Origin of the sequence: Nocardia sp. BMG51109, assembly GCF_000526215.1 — a bacterium.
GTDB lineage: Bacteria > Actinomycetota > Actinomycetes > Mycobacteriales > Mycobacteriaceae > Nocardia.
This window is the reverse complement of sequence record NZ_JAFQ01000004.1, coordinates 4,962,932-4,977,390: the sequence shown is the minus strand read 5'-3', so window position 1 is coordinate 4,977,390 and position 14,459 is coordinate 4,962,932. Positions and strand designations below refer to the sequence as shown.

Genomic DNA, 14,459 nt, shown 5'->3' with positions numbered 1-14,459 from the left:
TCGTCCCGGTCGTCGAGGCCGGGACGTGCCGCATCTCGCCGCGCCCACGGCCGGCGACCGGACCCGGCGTCCCGGCGCGCTTTCGGCCGGGACCCATCGTCCTCGTACGTCGAGTGCGCGGGGGTCCGGCCGAAATGTGCCGGAACGGCGGAGACCGGAATTTGTCGATCAGCCTCGCGGCTTCGGCTAGTGTGCCGGTCATGACTCAGGGGGAGGCCGGGGGGAATGCGCCCGTCTCGATGCGCGACCAGCCGCTCGAACCGCTGCTGGCGTGGGCGGCGAGGGAGCTGGCGGCGCAGGGGATCACGGTGATCGGCGCCGCCGAGGAGACGCGGCGGCGGGATTGGACGCTGCTGGCGCGCGTGCCGACCGATGCCGGGCCGATGTGGGTGAAGGGCAGCGCGCGGGCGTTCGCGCACGAGGGCCCGCTGCTGCGGGTGCTGGATCGGCTGGCGCCGGGCAGCGTCCTGAAACCGGTTGCGGTGCATCGGGACAACGGGTGGATGGTGAATCCGGACGGCGGCGCGACCATGAGCCGGGGCCCGGCCGATCGCGGCCTGTTCGCCCTGGACGGCGTCGAGGTCGCGCCGGGCCGCCCGCCCGGCTGGGACGCGGTGCTGCGGTCGTATGCCGCTCTGCAGCAGCGCCTTTCGGATCACGTCGCCGAGCTGCGCGGCACCGGGACGCCGTATCTGCCGCCCGGGCGGCTGATCGAGGTCTACCGCGATTTCGAGCATCGCGCACCGGGGCTGGGCCCGGCGGTCGAGCGGACCGCCGCGCAGCTCGACCGGTACGGCCGCCTCACCGTCGAGCACAACGACCTGTTCCCCGGCCACGTCCTCGCCGACGGCGGGTACCTGTTCGACTGGGGCGATGCCGTGATCACGCATCCGTTCCTGTCGGCGCGCACACTGGCCGACCCGCTGCGGGCGGACTACCTCGGCGCCTGGCGCGCTACGTGCACGATCACCGACACCGAGATCGCCCTGGCCGAGCGGCTGGCGCCGCTGACCGCGCTGCATCCGTTCCGCGCCATCGACCACTCGCCCGGCGCGCCCGCGGCACACTTCGCGCCGTTCGTCGCCGAACTCGTCGACCGGCTGCGGGCGAATCTCGGCTGACACCACGGCCGCCCGCGCCCACCCGAGCGCGGCCCAGCCGTGACAGCGAGCAACACCCGAGCCGGATCGGTGGCAAACTCGAAGGTCGACGGAGCACGAAACGAGCAGAGGAAACAGATGTCGCAGAGCCGTTGGATGACTCGCGGAGCGCTGGGGACCGCCGGAATGGCCGCACTCGCGCTGATCGCCGGATGTGGGGGTGGCGGCAGCAACCAGACACCCGCGCCCGCCGGATCGAGCGGGTCGGCCACGTCCACGGCCGCACACAGCGGTGGATCGGCCACGCCGACCACCAGCACGGCGCAGGGCTCGGTGGAGGTCCCCGACCAGGCCGCGGCGCAGCTGTGCGACAAGATCCAGCCGCAGCTGTCGGATTGGCGAGTCCAGGGCCCGTCGCTGGGCCGGGTGGCGCTGAACATCACGGTGCACGAGTGGGCGGCCCAGAACGGCGGCATCAACCTGCGGGTGATCGGCGACAAGGCCCTGGTCGACCGGGTCACCACGGCCCGCTGCTCGGACATCCGCACCCAGGCGCTGGACGCGCTGCAACTGCCGAACCTGGCCGCGGGGATCGCCTGATGCGCACGCTGTACCCGCCCCTGGAGCCCTACCGCGACGGCATGCTCGACGCCGGCGACGGTCAGCGGATCTACTGGGAGGAGTGCGGTAATCCCGACGGTAAGCCGGTGGTGTTCCTGCACGGCGGCCCCGGCGGCGGCAGCGCGCCGTTCCATCGCCAGTTCTTCGACCCGAAGGCGTACCGCATCGTCCTGTTCGATCAGCGCGGCTGCGGGCGCTCGGTGCCACATGTCGCCGACGGCGCGAGCCTGGAGACCAACACCACCTGGCATCTGGTCGCCGATATCGAGAAGCTGCGCGAGCAGCTGGGCATCGAGCGCTGGCAGGTGTTCGGCGGCTCGTGGGGGTCGACACTGGCGCTGGCCTACGCGCAGACCCATCCCGAGCGCGTCACCGAGCTGGTGCTGCGCGGCATCTTCCTGTTGCGGCGCAAGGAGATCGACTGGTACTACAACGGCTCCGCCGGTTACGTCTATCCTGACGAGTGGGAGAAGTTCCTGGCGCCGGTGCCGGAATCCGAGCGCCGGGGAGATCTCGTGAACGCCTACCATCGGCTGCTGCACTCCCCCGACCCCGACGTCGCCACCGCGGCCGCGGTCGCCTGGTCGCGCTGGGAAGGGGCGACGAGTTCGCTGCTGCCGCAACCCGATCGAGTCGCCGAATCCGCCGAGCCGCGGTTCGCGCTGGCCTTCGCGCGCATCGAGAACCACTATTTCGTGCACGGTGGTTTTCTCGACGACGGCCGGCTGCTGCGCGATATCGATCGCATCGCCCATCTTCCCGCGGTGATCGTGCAGGGTCGACACGACATCGTGTGCCCGCCGGTCAGCGCGTGGGATCTGCATCGGGTGTGGCCGAATTCGACGCTGCACCTGGTCGCCGACGCCGGTCACGCCGCCGGCGAGCCCGGCATCACCCACCATCTGGTGGAGGCCACCGACAAGTTCCGGAGTACCTGATATGAGCACCACAACAACCGGCCGCGCGCTGCGCACCGCTCTCGACAGCGATATCGACCGCCTGTTCTCCGCCGAACCCGATGTGCGCGAGGACGTTCCGGATTCGGTCCACCAGATGCGGGTGGCCACCCGCCGGCTGCGCAGCGTGCTGCGCTCCTACCGCGCGATGTTCCGCGGCAAGCGGGTCGACGACCTGCGCGACGACCTGCGCTGGCTGGCCGGCCTGCTCGGCGTCGCCCGCGACGCCGAGGTGCGGGCCGAGCGGTTCGAGGCGCTGGCGGCGGAGCAGTCCGACAAGGCACGCGCCGCCGGGCGCCGGCTCGCGAAGTCGGAGCGGGCTCGCTACGCCGAGGCGCACCGGGCGGTGCTGGCCGAACTCGACGGCGAGCGCTACGCCCGCCTGCGCAAGCGGCTGTCGCGGCTGCGCAGCGATCCCCCGCTACGCCGCAAGGTGGCCCGCAAGAATGCCGCGAAGCAGTTCTCCGCGGTGCTGGGCGACGACTTCCGCCGGGTGCGCCGCCTGGTTCGCACCGAACCCGAGCCGGAGGCTCCGGAGCGGGTCGAGCATCTGCACGATATTCGCAAGTCGGCCAAGCGGTTACGCTATTGCGCCGATGCCGCGTCCGCGGTACTCGGCGGGCCCGCCGAGGAGCTGTCCAGTCGCGCCAAGAAGCTGCAGACGGTGCTCGGCGATCATCGCGATGCGGTCGAGGCCGCCGAGACCATCCGGGCCCGCGCCGAAGCCTCCGCCGCCCGCGGCTCCGACACCACGGGCTACGAGCGGCTCCGCCAGGCGGAAACCGATTCGGCCCGTAAGGCCCTCGACCAATACCCCGCGGCCGCGGCGTTCGTCCGCAACAAGTACCGCAATTGAATCCCCCTGAGTTCGGAACCCCCTGACCCCCTTCGAGCGGGCCGATCGTCACCGGCGGGTGTCGGTGCGATCGGCCCGGATACCCGCGAACGCGTGCGCCGCGCCGCGGGCCTCCGAGACGAACCTCGCCGGCCCTTACTGCAGCGCCAGCATGGTGCCGCTCAACTGGTCGACCGGCCCGTACACCGTGAACACCACCCGGCCGTCCGGGTACTGCGAGGACAGCCCCGACGCCGCGTCGAGCGCCTGCCCGAACGACGCCGCCGACGGATGCGGCAGGCCCGAGATCGCCTGCCCGATGTGCGACCGATGCACAAACTGCGTATCCGAGGGGGTGAGATCGACCTGCATACCACCCGGCAGCGGGGTCACCGCGACCGCATTCGCGGACCCGGCGCCCAGCACACCCAAAACCGAAGCAGCACCGGCGATCAGCGCACCGGTGACCAACTTGCGAACTACTCGCATAGAGACAGAACCTGCTTTCCGACGTTCGTTGACACCCACAGCTCCATTGCCACCCCCAGCAACGGAACTTTATCCAACGGGCAACACTTTATGACGCCGGTCACCTGCCCGGCCAGTTGAGGGCGGATATTTTCCGTCCGACACGCCGACAGGTAGGGGCGCTACGCACGAAATGGCCGGATTCCGCGAGTCGGTGTGTCGCGCCGGTCGCTCCGGACCGGACGGGACCTCGAGTACCTGCACACGCCCGTACCCACCCCAGATACCGGGCAGTCGTCTTTCTTTTCGGATCTCCGGCCGCGACAGCAACCCGCCGCCGGGGATCGCCCCTTGTTACTCCGTCGCAGACGAAGGGCAATTTTCCGGACGGCGAGAGCGAACTTCTATGATCCCGGCAATTCGTTAGCTTCCGAATGGGAGGAAAGGGCGTTTCGCCCGAACGATTTTCCGGCGATCGTGCGGTGTCCCGCACACGCTGTTACTGTGACCCGAAGCGCGGCCGGGGGCCGAATTTCCCACCCGCGCCCGCAATAATCCCGCACCATCGAGAAACAAGGGAGTTCCGCACCGTATGTCGTCCATCGTCTACGACTACCTGTTGCCGCTGCTCGGACCGGAGCAGGCCGCCTACTGGGCGCAGATCCTCGTGATCAACCCGGCGGGCTGAGGACGCCCCCACGCTTCGTCGGCCCCCGGCCGACCACACGGCGGTGCCCGAACGGGCGCCGCCGTTGCCGTGTCCGGGGCCGGGCGACCGCCGCGATGTCAGGCCGCCCCGGCGCGGAAACGTCCGGGCGCCGTGCCGAACTCGCGCTTGAACGCCTTGGCGAAGGCATATTCGGAGCCATAACCGGACCGGGCGGCGATCACCCGCAGCGTCTCGTCGGTCTCGCGCAGCAGCCGGGCCGCGATCGTCATCCGCCACCAGGTGAGGTACGCCTGCGGCGCGACACCGACGGTCGAGGTGAAGCGGTGGGCGAACACCGAACGCGACAGACCTGCCTGCGCGCCAAGCGATTTCACGGTCCACGGCGCGGCGGGATCACGATGTACGGCCTGCAGGGCCGCCCGGACGGCCGGATCGCGCAGCGCGGCGCTCCAGCCCGTCGCGCCGTCCCGGTCCAGATGCCAGGCACGCAGCAGATACAGCAGCAACAACTCCAGTAGCGCGGCAACGGCACCGGAGCTGCCCGGCGCATCGGTGTCCAGTTCCCGGCCCAGCAACTCGATCGCGTTCCGCAGCGACGGATGCCTGCCCAGGCGAGCGGGCAGATGCACGACGTCGGGGAGTTCGGCCAGCAGCGGGTGGGTGCGGGTCTGGTCCAGACGATAAGCGCCGCACAGCAGCACCGTCACCGGCCCGGACGGCGCGGCGGCACCGTCCTCCGGCAGCGCGGATCCGTCCAGCAGGGCGCGCGAATCCACCTGTGCCAGAGGCGTATCCGGACCGTCGGCGATCGCGTGGCCGAGTTCCCGTGGCAGGAAGGCCACATCGCCGACCTCGAGGCGAATCGGCTCGCCGCGCACCGGAATCAGCAGGCACGAGCCCTGCAACAGCACGTGGAATCCGGCTCCGTCCTGCGGCGTGAACCGCATGCCCCACGGCGCACGGCGCTCCGTGCGAGAGGAGTGGGGCGTGCCGAGGCGCATCGCGGCGACCGCGTCACTGAGAACGTCCACACACTTATCGTACGGCGGCACCAGAAGTAGCCGGATGATCAGACATCTTCTCCGGCGGATCGGATATGGAGAGTCCTGGGCAGTCGACCATAGCGTCGTATCCGTGATCCGCCGACGGATCACGCGAAACGACCTGGGAGACAGACAGATGAAGATCGCCGTATACGGTGCCACCGGATTCACCGGAGGGTTCGCCGTCGCCGAATTGCACCGCCGTGGCATCGATCTCGCCCTCGCCGGCCGCGACGGTGCGCGGCTGCGCGCGGTGGCCGACGGCCTCGGGATTTCGACGCCGGATATCCGGGTCGCCGGACTCGGCGACGCCGACGCCCTGGCCGCGGCGTTCGCCGGATGCGCGGCGGTGGTCAACGCCGCCGGGCCGTTCGACCGCTGGGGTGAGCCGGTCGTGCGCGCCGCGCTCGCCGCCGGTTGCCACTACGTCGACACCTCGGGCGAACAGCGGCACATCCACCGGACCTTCGAGCGGTTCGGGCCGGAGGCGGCCGCCGCCGGCGTGACGATCGTCCCGGCCATGACCGACGACGGCGGACCGGGTGATCTGATCGCGGCGCTCACCGCCGCCCGGTTGCCCGCCGTCGACGAGCTGACCGTCGCCGATCTGCGCCTGACCGGCGGGATCTCCCGCGGCACCGCCCGGTCGATGGCGGGCGCGGCGGATGAGCCCGCCCTGGACTACCGGGACGGCGCGTGGCATCCGGCCGACGATGTCCCGCCCCGGTCCCTCGCCGTACCCGGCGAACCGGACGCGGTCCGGGTGACCGGGTTCGCCCTTCCCGGGGTCGTCACCGTCCCGCGCCACGTCCGCGCCCGGCGCGTCCGCGGGGCGATCCGGGCCGAGGTGGCCGACCTGCTCACCGCCGTCACGCCGGAAGTCGTCGAGACGATCCCGGCGACCGTCGACGAGGAGAACCGTGCGGCACGGTGGCTGATGCTGGCCGAGGCCGGCGCCCCCGACGGCACCCGGGCACGCGGCTGGGTGACCGGCACCGACTGCTACCGGCTCACCGGGGTCATCGCCGTCGAGGCCGCCCGCCGCCTCGCTGCCGGCGACGCTCCGCCCGGTGCACTCGCGCCGGCGCAGGCGTTCGATCCGGCGGATTTCCTCGACTTCCTCACCGCCGAAGACGTAGTCTGGCGGCTCGAAACCCTGGCGGTGTAAGTGCATCCAGGTTGCGATTCGAGTGCGGACCGGATCAGGTTCTGTCACGTGCCGAACTCCCGTGCGTCGCACGGCTATACGTCGCCGGAGGGGTTTCTCGCCGTTGTAGCATCGGATGCGGCGGCGAAAACCTCTCGCTCCCTGTCGAATTGATCGGAAGACGGCCAGGCTGCCGACCGGTCCGTTCGTGATACGTAAACGAAATATCCTCGCCACCAACCGATTCGATGTGACACAAGCCTGCTCCACTTGTCGGACCAGCCGCGTAGCGTGGCAGTTACCAGCGCCCCGGCAGCAGTTCGCGGGGCCACGTTCCAAAGGCGGAAGGGCCGTGTCGAACATCGACGAGCGCATCCTGATGGCGGTGGAATGGCTGCGCGGCAGCCAGATCCCGCATATCGGCGGCGGCGCGGGCTGGGGCTGGATTCCCGATGTGCCGCCGAATCCCCAGAACACGGCCGAGGTGGTCTGCATACTGCACCGCGCCGAATGCGAGATCCCGCGGGCCGAAAAGGTTGCCGCACTGGTCCGGGCCACGGTGGTGGAGCGCCCGGTCGGCGACGAGTGGTATTTCCGCACCCCGATCGATGTGGCCTGGCGGATCCGCGCGCTGCGCTGCCTGGGTGTCGAGGAGAGCGATCCGGGCCTGGTCGGCGCCGTGCGATCGCTGCTGGAACAACAGGATTCGGAGACCGGCGGCTGGCGGATGTCGGGCTTCCTGGGCCCGGTGTCGATCACCGCGACGGCCGCGGCGATCCCGGCCCTGATCGGCGACGGATCCTTCGACGGCGAACGGCAGCAGGCCATCTCGCGCGGCATCGCCTTCCTGGTCGCGTCGGTCTTTCAGGAGCCGCGGTCGCTGCCGATCTACGCCGCCGCGCACATCGCCACCGTCCTGGCCCGCCCCGAGATCGCCGAGATCGGCGACAAGAAGGCCGAGCGGGCCCGCTCGCTCGCGGTCAAGAGGTTGCTGCACGGCCTGCGCCGCAACGAATGTGAGATCGAGACCGAGATCTTCCGCCGCGACGATCTGGTCGACACCTGGCGCCACCTGACCCTGCACCTGGCCATCGGCGCGGTGGTGTCCGCCGACAGCCGCACCATCTTCGATCCGGCGGTCCGCGCCGCGATCGTCGAACTGCTGGAGATGCAGGAGGTCGACGCGCTGGCGATCTACCGGGGCGGATTCCGCATCTCGGCCGAGGGCCCGGTCACCTCCTACGCCACCACCCAGGCGCTGGAGGCGCTGCTGCAGGTCCGGCCCGCGATCAACGAGCGGGTGAATCCGGCGAAGGTGTACGACGAGATCTGCCGCGCCGACGGCGCCCACCACACCGATCCGCAGACCGTGGCATCGGTGCGCGGCCGCCGGATGCTGGTGAATTCGACTGCGGGCGCGGCGCTCTGGCTGCTCGGCGCGGCCGCGGGGGGCACCGTGTTCGCGCTGGCGGTCGGCTTCGACCAGGCCCTGGGCAAGGTCGGCAGCCGGGCGCTGGTGGTGTGGGGCACGCTGCTGATCGCGCTCGGCGTCTACTCCGGCCTCGCCACCCGTTTCCCGCGACTGCCCAAGCGACGGGTTGCCGCCACCGTCTTCGCCGCGTTCACCGCGCTGGTGTTGCCGGTGGTCACCTTCCTGTTGTCGTAATCGTCGTGCGCCCCCCGCTGGTCCCGCTCGCCCTGATGGTGGCGGTGACCTGTCTGTGGGGCGCATCCAGCGCGTTGCTCGCGGTGCTGGCCGCGCCGACGACCGCGGGCCTGGTGGCGCTCGGCGGCGCGGTGACGCTGCTGGTGCTGGCGCGGCTGTGCGGGGAGCGTCCGTGGGCGGCGCTGACCGCGCGGCCGGCGCTGTATGCCCGGCTCGGCGGGCTGGAGACGGCCAACCTCGCGCTGTACGTCGCCGCGCTGCGGATCGGCCCGCTGCCGGTCGTGGTCGCCCTGCACCTCACCGCGCCGGTGCTGATCATCACCGCGGCCGTGGTGCGCGGGCGGCGGGCGCCGACGGTTCCGGTACTCGTCGAAATGCTGCTGGTGGCGGCGGCGATCTGGCTGGTCACCGGCCGCCATCCGGCGGGCGGCGGGACGAGTGCCGCGGTGACGGGATGCCTGCTGGCGCTCGGCAGCGCCGCCTGCGTGGCGACCCTGGTCAGCCTGATCGCCCGGGAGGCGGGGCCGCATCACACCATCACCTCGGCCGGGTTGCAACTGCTGGTGGCCGGGATCGCGAGCAGTCCGCTGCTGCTGCTCGACCTGCCCCGGGCCCGGACGGCCGCCGAACTGGCCGCGGTCGGCGCCCTGCTGCTCGGGCCCGGCTTCGCCCTCTACTGGCAGGCGCTGCGCTGGCTGGACGCGGCGACGGCCAGCATCATCGGGCTCAACGAGGCGGTGGTGGCGGCCCTGGTCGGCGCGCTGTGCACCGGAACCCGGATCACCACGGCGACGGCGGCGGCGGGGGTGCTCATTCTGTGCGCGGTCGGGCTGGAACAGCGGTGGGCAGCGCGGCGTCGTGTGCCGCCCTGACGAACTCGGCGCAGGCGACCGGATCCTTGTTGCCGTCTCGATCGTCGACGCCGGAGTTGACGTCGACCCAGCACGGATGCACCGCGTCGATCGCCGCCCCGACGTTGTGCGGGTGCAGCCCGCCGGCCAGCATCACCGCGAAATCCGTTCCGGCGAACTTGTCGGCGATGCGGGCGCTGACCGACCAGTCGTGGGTGCGGCCGGTGCCGCCGAGCCGATCGGCCGACCGCGAATCCAGCACGATCCCCTCGCAATCCGGGGCGGCCTCCACCGCCGCATCGATCGCCTCCGGGCCGGCGACGTGCACCGCGCGTATCACGCGGCGGCCGTCGGCACCGGCCCGCACCGCGCGCACGGTGTCGAGGGTGATCAGGCCGTGCAACTGGATGCAGTCCACCTCGATGCGGTCGGCCAGGCGCAGGATCGCGCCCGCGTCGGTGAGGTGGGTGACCAGCACCCGCTGCACCGACGCCGGAACCAGCCGCGACAACCGTCGCGCCTGTTCGGCGGTCAGCACATCCTCGCTGAAATGCGTTGTGCCCGAGATGAATCCGGCCGCATCAGCCTCGGCCGCCAGCACGGCCCGGAGATCGGATTCGCTCCGGATACCGCAGATCTTCGCTCGGACGGTGATCATCCGGCACACGATACTGCCTAGTCTGTACGGCATCCGGCGAGCTAACGCCGGAGCACGACCGCTTTCACTTCCGGCGCAGGGAGCCGGACCGGCCGGAGTCGCCGATCAGACGACTACCGGAGCCGCCGGTTGCCCCGGACGACCGCTTCAACGTTGATGCATGCCCCTCAGTATGAATACTCCCTGCCGCCGAACATACCACTTTCCAGTCACACCGAAGACACGAGTTGACCCGCCGCCCGGGTTAACCTGCCCGTCGCTGCGTGAAAGCACAGGAACCGACCGGTCTGCGATTCACCTGCCGAAACTACTTGTCGGCGAGCTTCTCCCAGGATTCGACGTGCGCACAGCTGTCGAAAACGAATCGCTGCGCGGGTGGTACCAGCGCCTCGCTCGTCTGCTTCGTGATGCCGAACTGCCTCGCGATGACGAGATCCGAGGCAGGCGTCGCGTTCTGCACAGAGTTGCGCAGGGTGGCCCTGTCCTCGATGTACCGGCCGAGCTTGTCCAGCCACTCGGTCAGATCGTGTATCCCTGTAGCCGGGATCGGAAGGTGGGGACGAGTCGGTCTGTAAGCCGGATCCTGTCCCAGCTTGCGCTGGGGGCGGCCATCCATCTGGGTGCACCGTTGCCGGGCACCTCGAGCGGCCTACCCGCAGGCTCGGGCGAGCAGCCCTCGGGCGCCTGCGCAGCCGCACTCCGGGGAGTGCGGCCTTCGGCCTTGCTCCGGGCGGGGTTTACCGAGCCGCCCCGGTCACCCGGGGCGCTGGTGCGCTCTTACCGCACCGTTTCACCCTTACCGGCGCCGCGCCTGCGAAAAGGTGCGGCGCCGGCGGTCTGCTTTCTGTGGCACTGTCCCGCGGGTCACCCCGGGTTGCCGTTAGCAACCGCCCTGCTCTGTGGAGTCCGGACTTTCCTCGGCGACAGGCGGCGACACGTGCGTGCCCGTACCTGTCGACGCGACCGCCCGACCGACTCGTCCGAGGCCATTGTGCCGCTGCGCGATCCCGGCGCGCCCGCGACCCCCTGATCGATACGTATCACGCCTGGTCACACCCGCAACCCAGGCCCGGCCCGGACAGCTTGCGGCCGAAGCCCGCCGGTGCCGGGGCAGACCCGCGGCTGTTTACTGCTACCCGCCCGGCGACACCGGGAAACTCCGCGCGTGCCGGCCGGGGCCTCGCACCCGCCCGGACAGACAGGGTCCAGGTCAGCACCCGTTACGGCAACGCGTTACCGTATTCGGCCATGGAGCGTGTCGAGGTGGGGTTCCCGTCGGGAAGCGAGCAGTGTGCAGCGTGGCTCTATCGTCCGGACGGTCCGCCGAAGCCGCGGCCGCTGGTGATCATGGCGCACGGGCTGGGAGCCGACCGGGAGATGGGACTCGACCGGTACGCGCGGCGGTTCACGAATACCGGAATGGGCGTGCTGGTCTTCGATTACCGGCATTTCGGTGCCAGCGGCGGGAAGCCGCGGCAGCTGGTCCACATCGGCCGCCAGCGCGAGGACTGGCGGGCGGCGATCGCCTACGCCCGCACGCTGCGCGGCTTCGACGCCACCCGGATCGCCCTGTGGGGCACCTCGTTCGGCGGCGGGCACGTGCTGTCGATCGCGCACGAGGACGACTACCTCGCCGCGGTGGTCGCCCAGTGCCCGTTCACCAGCGGGTGGGCGTCCGCGCGGGCGAAGGGTGTGATCGGACTGATCAAGACCGGCACCGTGGCGCTCACCGACCTGCTGTTCGGGCCGATCCTGCGCAAGCCCGTCCGGGTGCGGCTGGCCGGGCGCAAACGGTCCGCGGCGCTGATGGCCGCCTCCGACGTGCCGGAGGGTTTCGGCCGGCTCGCCGAGGAGAGCGAGCAGTACCAGCCGAAGGTCGCCGCCCGCATCGGGCTCAAGACGCTGTTCGACTCCCCGTGGCGGCAGACCAAGGGGATCAAGGTGCCGGTGATGTACGCGATCTGCGAGGACGATTCGATCGCGCCGATCGGCCCGACACTCAAGGCCGCCGAACGCACCAAGCACGCCGTCGTGAAGCGTTATCCCATCGGTCATTTCGACATCTACTTCGACGACTGGTTCGAGAAGGCGGTCTACGACCAGGCCGAGTTCCTGGTGTCCGTGCTGCGGCCGTAGGACGAATTCGATTGCCGGGACCGGCGCGCACCGGGCACGATCGGACGATGATCGTGCGACGGATCGGCGACGAGGACTGGCGGCTGGCCCGCGCGGCGCGGCTCGACGCGCTGGCCGGTTCGGCACCGGGGACGTTCTCGATCGGCCTGGAGGAGGCGGCCCGCTGGGACGAGCAGCAGTGGCGGCGGTGGGCCGGTAGGCGCACGCTGTTCGTCGCCGAGGACGGCGCCGAGGTGTTCGGTTGTGCGGGCGGCCTGGTGGAGAACGGGTCACCGGTCCTGGTGTCGGTGTTCGTCGCCGCGGCCGCGCGCGGCACCGGAATCTCCGACCGGCTGATCGAGGCGGTCGCCGACTGGGCCCGCGCGGAGGGGCACACGGAGCTGAGCCTCTGGGTGCTCGACGGCAATACGCCCGCCGAAAACCTCTACCGGAGAAGGGGATTCGTCCCCACCGGGGAACGCAGGCCGAACGCCCCCGACGATCTCAGGATCGAGTACGAGATGGTCCGGGCGCTGTCACCGGCGCGCTGACAACGGTGAACCACGGCAAGCGGCCGGGCATCCGGGTCGACCCGAACCGGCGGCATATCGAGGCGTACAGCGCCTTTCGAATCCACCTCGCACCTCGCCGAGGGACGGGCACGGCCGCTGGACGGCATACTGAGCGACGATCGGCGGACAGTCAGGCGCGTCCGCCCCGGCGATGCCCCGGTGCGCCGCGAAGCACCGTTCGGATGACATCAGTTCTCCCCCGCGGGAAGGGCATTCCCGTTCGCCGGTGAGCGGGGTGCGGGCACGCACACCCACCGACACCGCCGGTCACAGCGCGGCACCCGCCCGCCAGCGCGCCGTGGCCCGGCCGATCTCGGTCGCCGGCGGGTCGCGGTAGAGCCACTCCCGGGCGATGCGGTGCCAATTGTTGGTGGTCTCCAGCTGGCCCAGCGCGGCGAAGGTGAACAGGTCGGCGCGGCGGGAGAAGACGTGCTCGGCGGGCAGCCGCTGCCGCCGCATGCCGCGGAACCGGGCGGCCCGGGGATCGACGGCGAGCACCACCGCCCCGGTGGCCAGCTCCGGGGTGATGGTGATCTCCTCGTCGAGCAGATGCCAGCCCGCGGCGGCCCAGACGTATTCCAGGCATTCCTGGGCGCTCACGTCCGCCTCCGGATCGATGATGCCGCGCCCGACCCAGGCGTCGTACAAGTCCTCGGCGCGGAATTCGCCGGCGGCCCGCAGGCAGTCCCGTTCGAGTTCGACGTGCACCGGATCCATGGTGTGGTAGAGCCCGAAATCGACGAAGGCCACCCGCCCGTCGGCGGCCAGCATGATGTTGCCGGGATGCGGATCGCCGCAGAATTCGTAGTCGGAGAACAACGACGTCACGTAGAAGCGGTAGACCAGCTCGCCGATCCGGTCGCGCTCGGCGGCCGGCAGCTCCCGGATCTGCTGAAACGACAGGCCCTCGACGAACTCCGTCACCAGCACGTGGTGCCCGCAATACTCCTGGACGCTGTCGGGGACCGTGATGTACGGATGATCGCGGTAGCGTTCGGCGACGCGGCGCTGGGTGCGGGCCTCCCGCAGATAGTCGAGCTCGCTGCCGATGTTGTCGGCGATCTCGTCGAGCACGTCGCCGTCCGCCGCGCTCGGCAGCACCGATTTCCACAGCCGGCTGAACATCGCCAGATTGCGCATATCCGCCTCGACGGCCGCGTCGACGCCGGGATATTTCACCTTGACCGCGACCTCGCGCCCGTCGTGCAGCCGGGCCCGGTAGACCTGGCCGATCGAGGCCGCGGCGATCGGGGTCTCGTCGAAGTCGGCGAAGACCCGCGCCGGCGGCCCGAGATCGCCCTCGAGTACCGCCCGCATCTCCGCGAACGGGACCTCCGGCGCGTGGTCGCGCAGCTCGGCGAGCTTGGTACGGAACATCTCCCGACGCGATTCCGGCAGCAGGTCGACGTCCAGCACCGACAGCATCTGCCCGAGCTTCATCGCCGCGCCCTTCAAACCGCCGAGCACGGTGACGAACTGCTGCGCGGCCTGCAGCGTGGACCGCTCGGCGAGCACCCGCCGGGCCTGTTCGGGCCGGCCGACCATGGACAGCCGGGTGCCCACGCCGCGCAGGGCCTGCCCCGCGGCCAGCCGGCCCAGCCTGCTCCCCCGCGCGAGGCGCCCTTTCGGCACCCGATCACCCACGGTCGTCACCCACTGTCGCACCTCCGTTGGTACTCGCTCCGCCGGTCACCGTGCACCCCCGGAGTGTTGCTCGTCCACCACATTCCACCCCACGCGGTGCCGCGGGACCGGCG

General features: G+C 70.7%; 14 protein-coding genes and 1 other RNA gene. 9 read left to right on the top strand and 6 right to left on the bottom strand.

All coding sequences use genetic code 11. The annotated features are described in order from the left end of the window. Positions 1–200: 200 nt before the first annotated feature. The 4 genes from D892_RS0123895 (at position 201) to D892_RS0123880 (ending at position 3,533) form a co-directional block, all read left to right on the top strand. The gene (locus D892_RS0123895; RefSeq protein ID WP_024803649.1) at positions 201–1,121 is read left to right on the top strand and encodes a phosphotransferase; all 921 of its coding nucleotides are present in this window, start codon (positions 201–203) and stop codon (positions 1,119–1,121) included. 117 nt (positions 1,122–1,238) lie between these two features. Next, positions 1,239–1,700 (top strand): hypothetical protein, encoded by a 462-nt coding sequence (locus D892_RS48730; RefSeq protein WP_024803648.1) that lies wholly within the window; start codon positions 1,239–1,241, stop codon positions 1,698–1,700. Then, positions 1,700–2,659: a prolyl aminopeptidase gene (gene pip / locus D892_RS0123885; protein ID WP_024803647.1), complete on the top strand. Its 960-nt coding sequence runs from the start codon at positions 1,700–1,702 to the stop codon at positions 2,657–2,659. Before D892_RS48730 ends, pip begins: the two co-directional genes overlap by 1 nt. Before the next feature lies 1 nt (position 2,660). Beyond that, the gene (locus tag D892_RS0123880) at positions 2,661–3,533 is read left to right on the top strand and encodes a CHAD domain-containing protein (RefSeq protein WP_024803646.1); all 873 of its coding nucleotides are present in this window, start codon (positions 2,661–2,663) and stop codon (positions 3,531–3,533) included. Positions 3,534–3,668: 135 nt separating this feature from the next. On the opposite strand, the gene D892_RS0123875 is transcribed toward D892_RS0123880, so the two are convergent. Continuing rightward, entirely contained in the window at positions 3,669–4,001 is a 333-nt protein-coding gene (locus D892_RS0123875; RefSeq protein ID WP_024803645.1) for a hypothetical protein, read from the bottom strand. Between the two features lie 765 nt (positions 4,002–4,766). Then, a complete protein-coding gene (locus D892_RS0123865) occupies positions 4,767–5,681 on the bottom strand; it encodes an AraC family transcriptional regulator (RefSeq protein ID WP_024803644.1) in 915 nt (304 codons plus the stop codon). A 148-nt stretch (positions 5,682–5,829) separates the two neighbouring features. Between D892_RS0123865 and D892_RS0123860 the strand changes: the two genes are divergently transcribed. The 3 genes from D892_RS0123860 (at position 5,830) to D892_RS0123850 (ending at position 9,378) form a co-directional block, all read left to right on the top strand. Next, complete coding sequence (locus D892_RS0123860; protein ID WP_024803643.1) at positions 5,830–6,861, top strand: trans-acting enoyl reductase family protein; 1,032 nt, start codon at positions 5,830–5,832, stop codon at positions 6,859–6,861. A 331-nt stretch (positions 6,862–7,192) separates the two neighbouring features. Continuing rightward, positions 7,193–8,506, top strand: coding sequence for a hypothetical protein (locus D892_RS0123855; protein WP_024803642.1), 1,314 nt, complete (start codon positions 7,193–7,195; stop codon positions 8,504–8,506). A 5-nt stretch (positions 8,507–8,511) separates the two neighbouring features. Beyond that, a complete protein-coding gene (locus tag D892_RS0123850; RefSeq protein ID WP_024803641.1) occupies positions 8,512–9,378 on the top strand; it encodes a DMT family transporter in 867 nt (288 codons plus the stop codon). Here the strand turns inward: D892_RS0123850 and D892_RS0123845 are convergent. From D892_RS0123845 to rnpB, 3 genes are all read right to left on the bottom strand, one after another. After that, on the bottom strand, positions 9,317–10,015 hold the full coding sequence (locus D892_RS0123845) for a phosphoribosylanthranilate isomerase (protein ID WP_036567431.1): 699 nt from the start codon (positions 10,013–10,015) through the stop codon (positions 9,317–9,319). The two genes, D892_RS0123850 and D892_RS0123845, sit on opposite strands and share 62 nt — an antisense overlap. Before the next feature lie 307 nt (positions 10,016–10,322). Then, positions 10,323–10,475 (bottom strand): hypothetical protein, encoded by a 153-nt coding sequence (locus D892_RS46985; protein WP_156959659.1) that lies wholly within the window; start codon positions 10,473–10,475, stop codon positions 10,323–10,325. Positions 10,476–10,571: 96 nt separating this feature from the next. After that, positions 10,572–10,994: RNase P RNA component class A (rnpB, locus tag D892_RS44355), an RNA gene on the bottom strand. Positions 10,995–11,263: 269 nt separating this feature from the next. On the opposite strand from rnpB, the gene D892_RS0123835 reads away from it, so the two are divergent. Beyond that, positions 11,264–12,151 (top strand): alpha/beta hydrolase, encoded by an 888-nt coding sequence (locus D892_RS0123835; RefSeq protein ID WP_024803638.1) that lies wholly within the window; start codon positions 11,264–11,266, stop codon positions 12,149–12,151. A 47-nt stretch (positions 12,152–12,198) separates the two neighbouring features. Continuing rightward, positions 12,199–12,681: a GNAT family N-acetyltransferase gene (locus tag D892_RS0123830; RefSeq protein WP_024803637.1), complete on the top strand. Its 483-nt coding sequence runs from the start codon at positions 12,199–12,201 to the stop codon at positions 12,679–12,681. Between the two features lie 288 nt (positions 12,682–12,969). Here D892_RS0123830 and D892_RS0123825 read toward each other — a convergent pair whose 3' ends face one another. Continuing rightward, entirely contained in the window at positions 12,970–14,346 is a 1,377-nt protein-coding gene (locus D892_RS0123825) for an AarF/ABC1/UbiB kinase family protein (RefSeq protein WP_024803636.1), read from the bottom strand. Between the last annotated feature and the right edge of the window lie 113 nt (positions 14,347–14,459).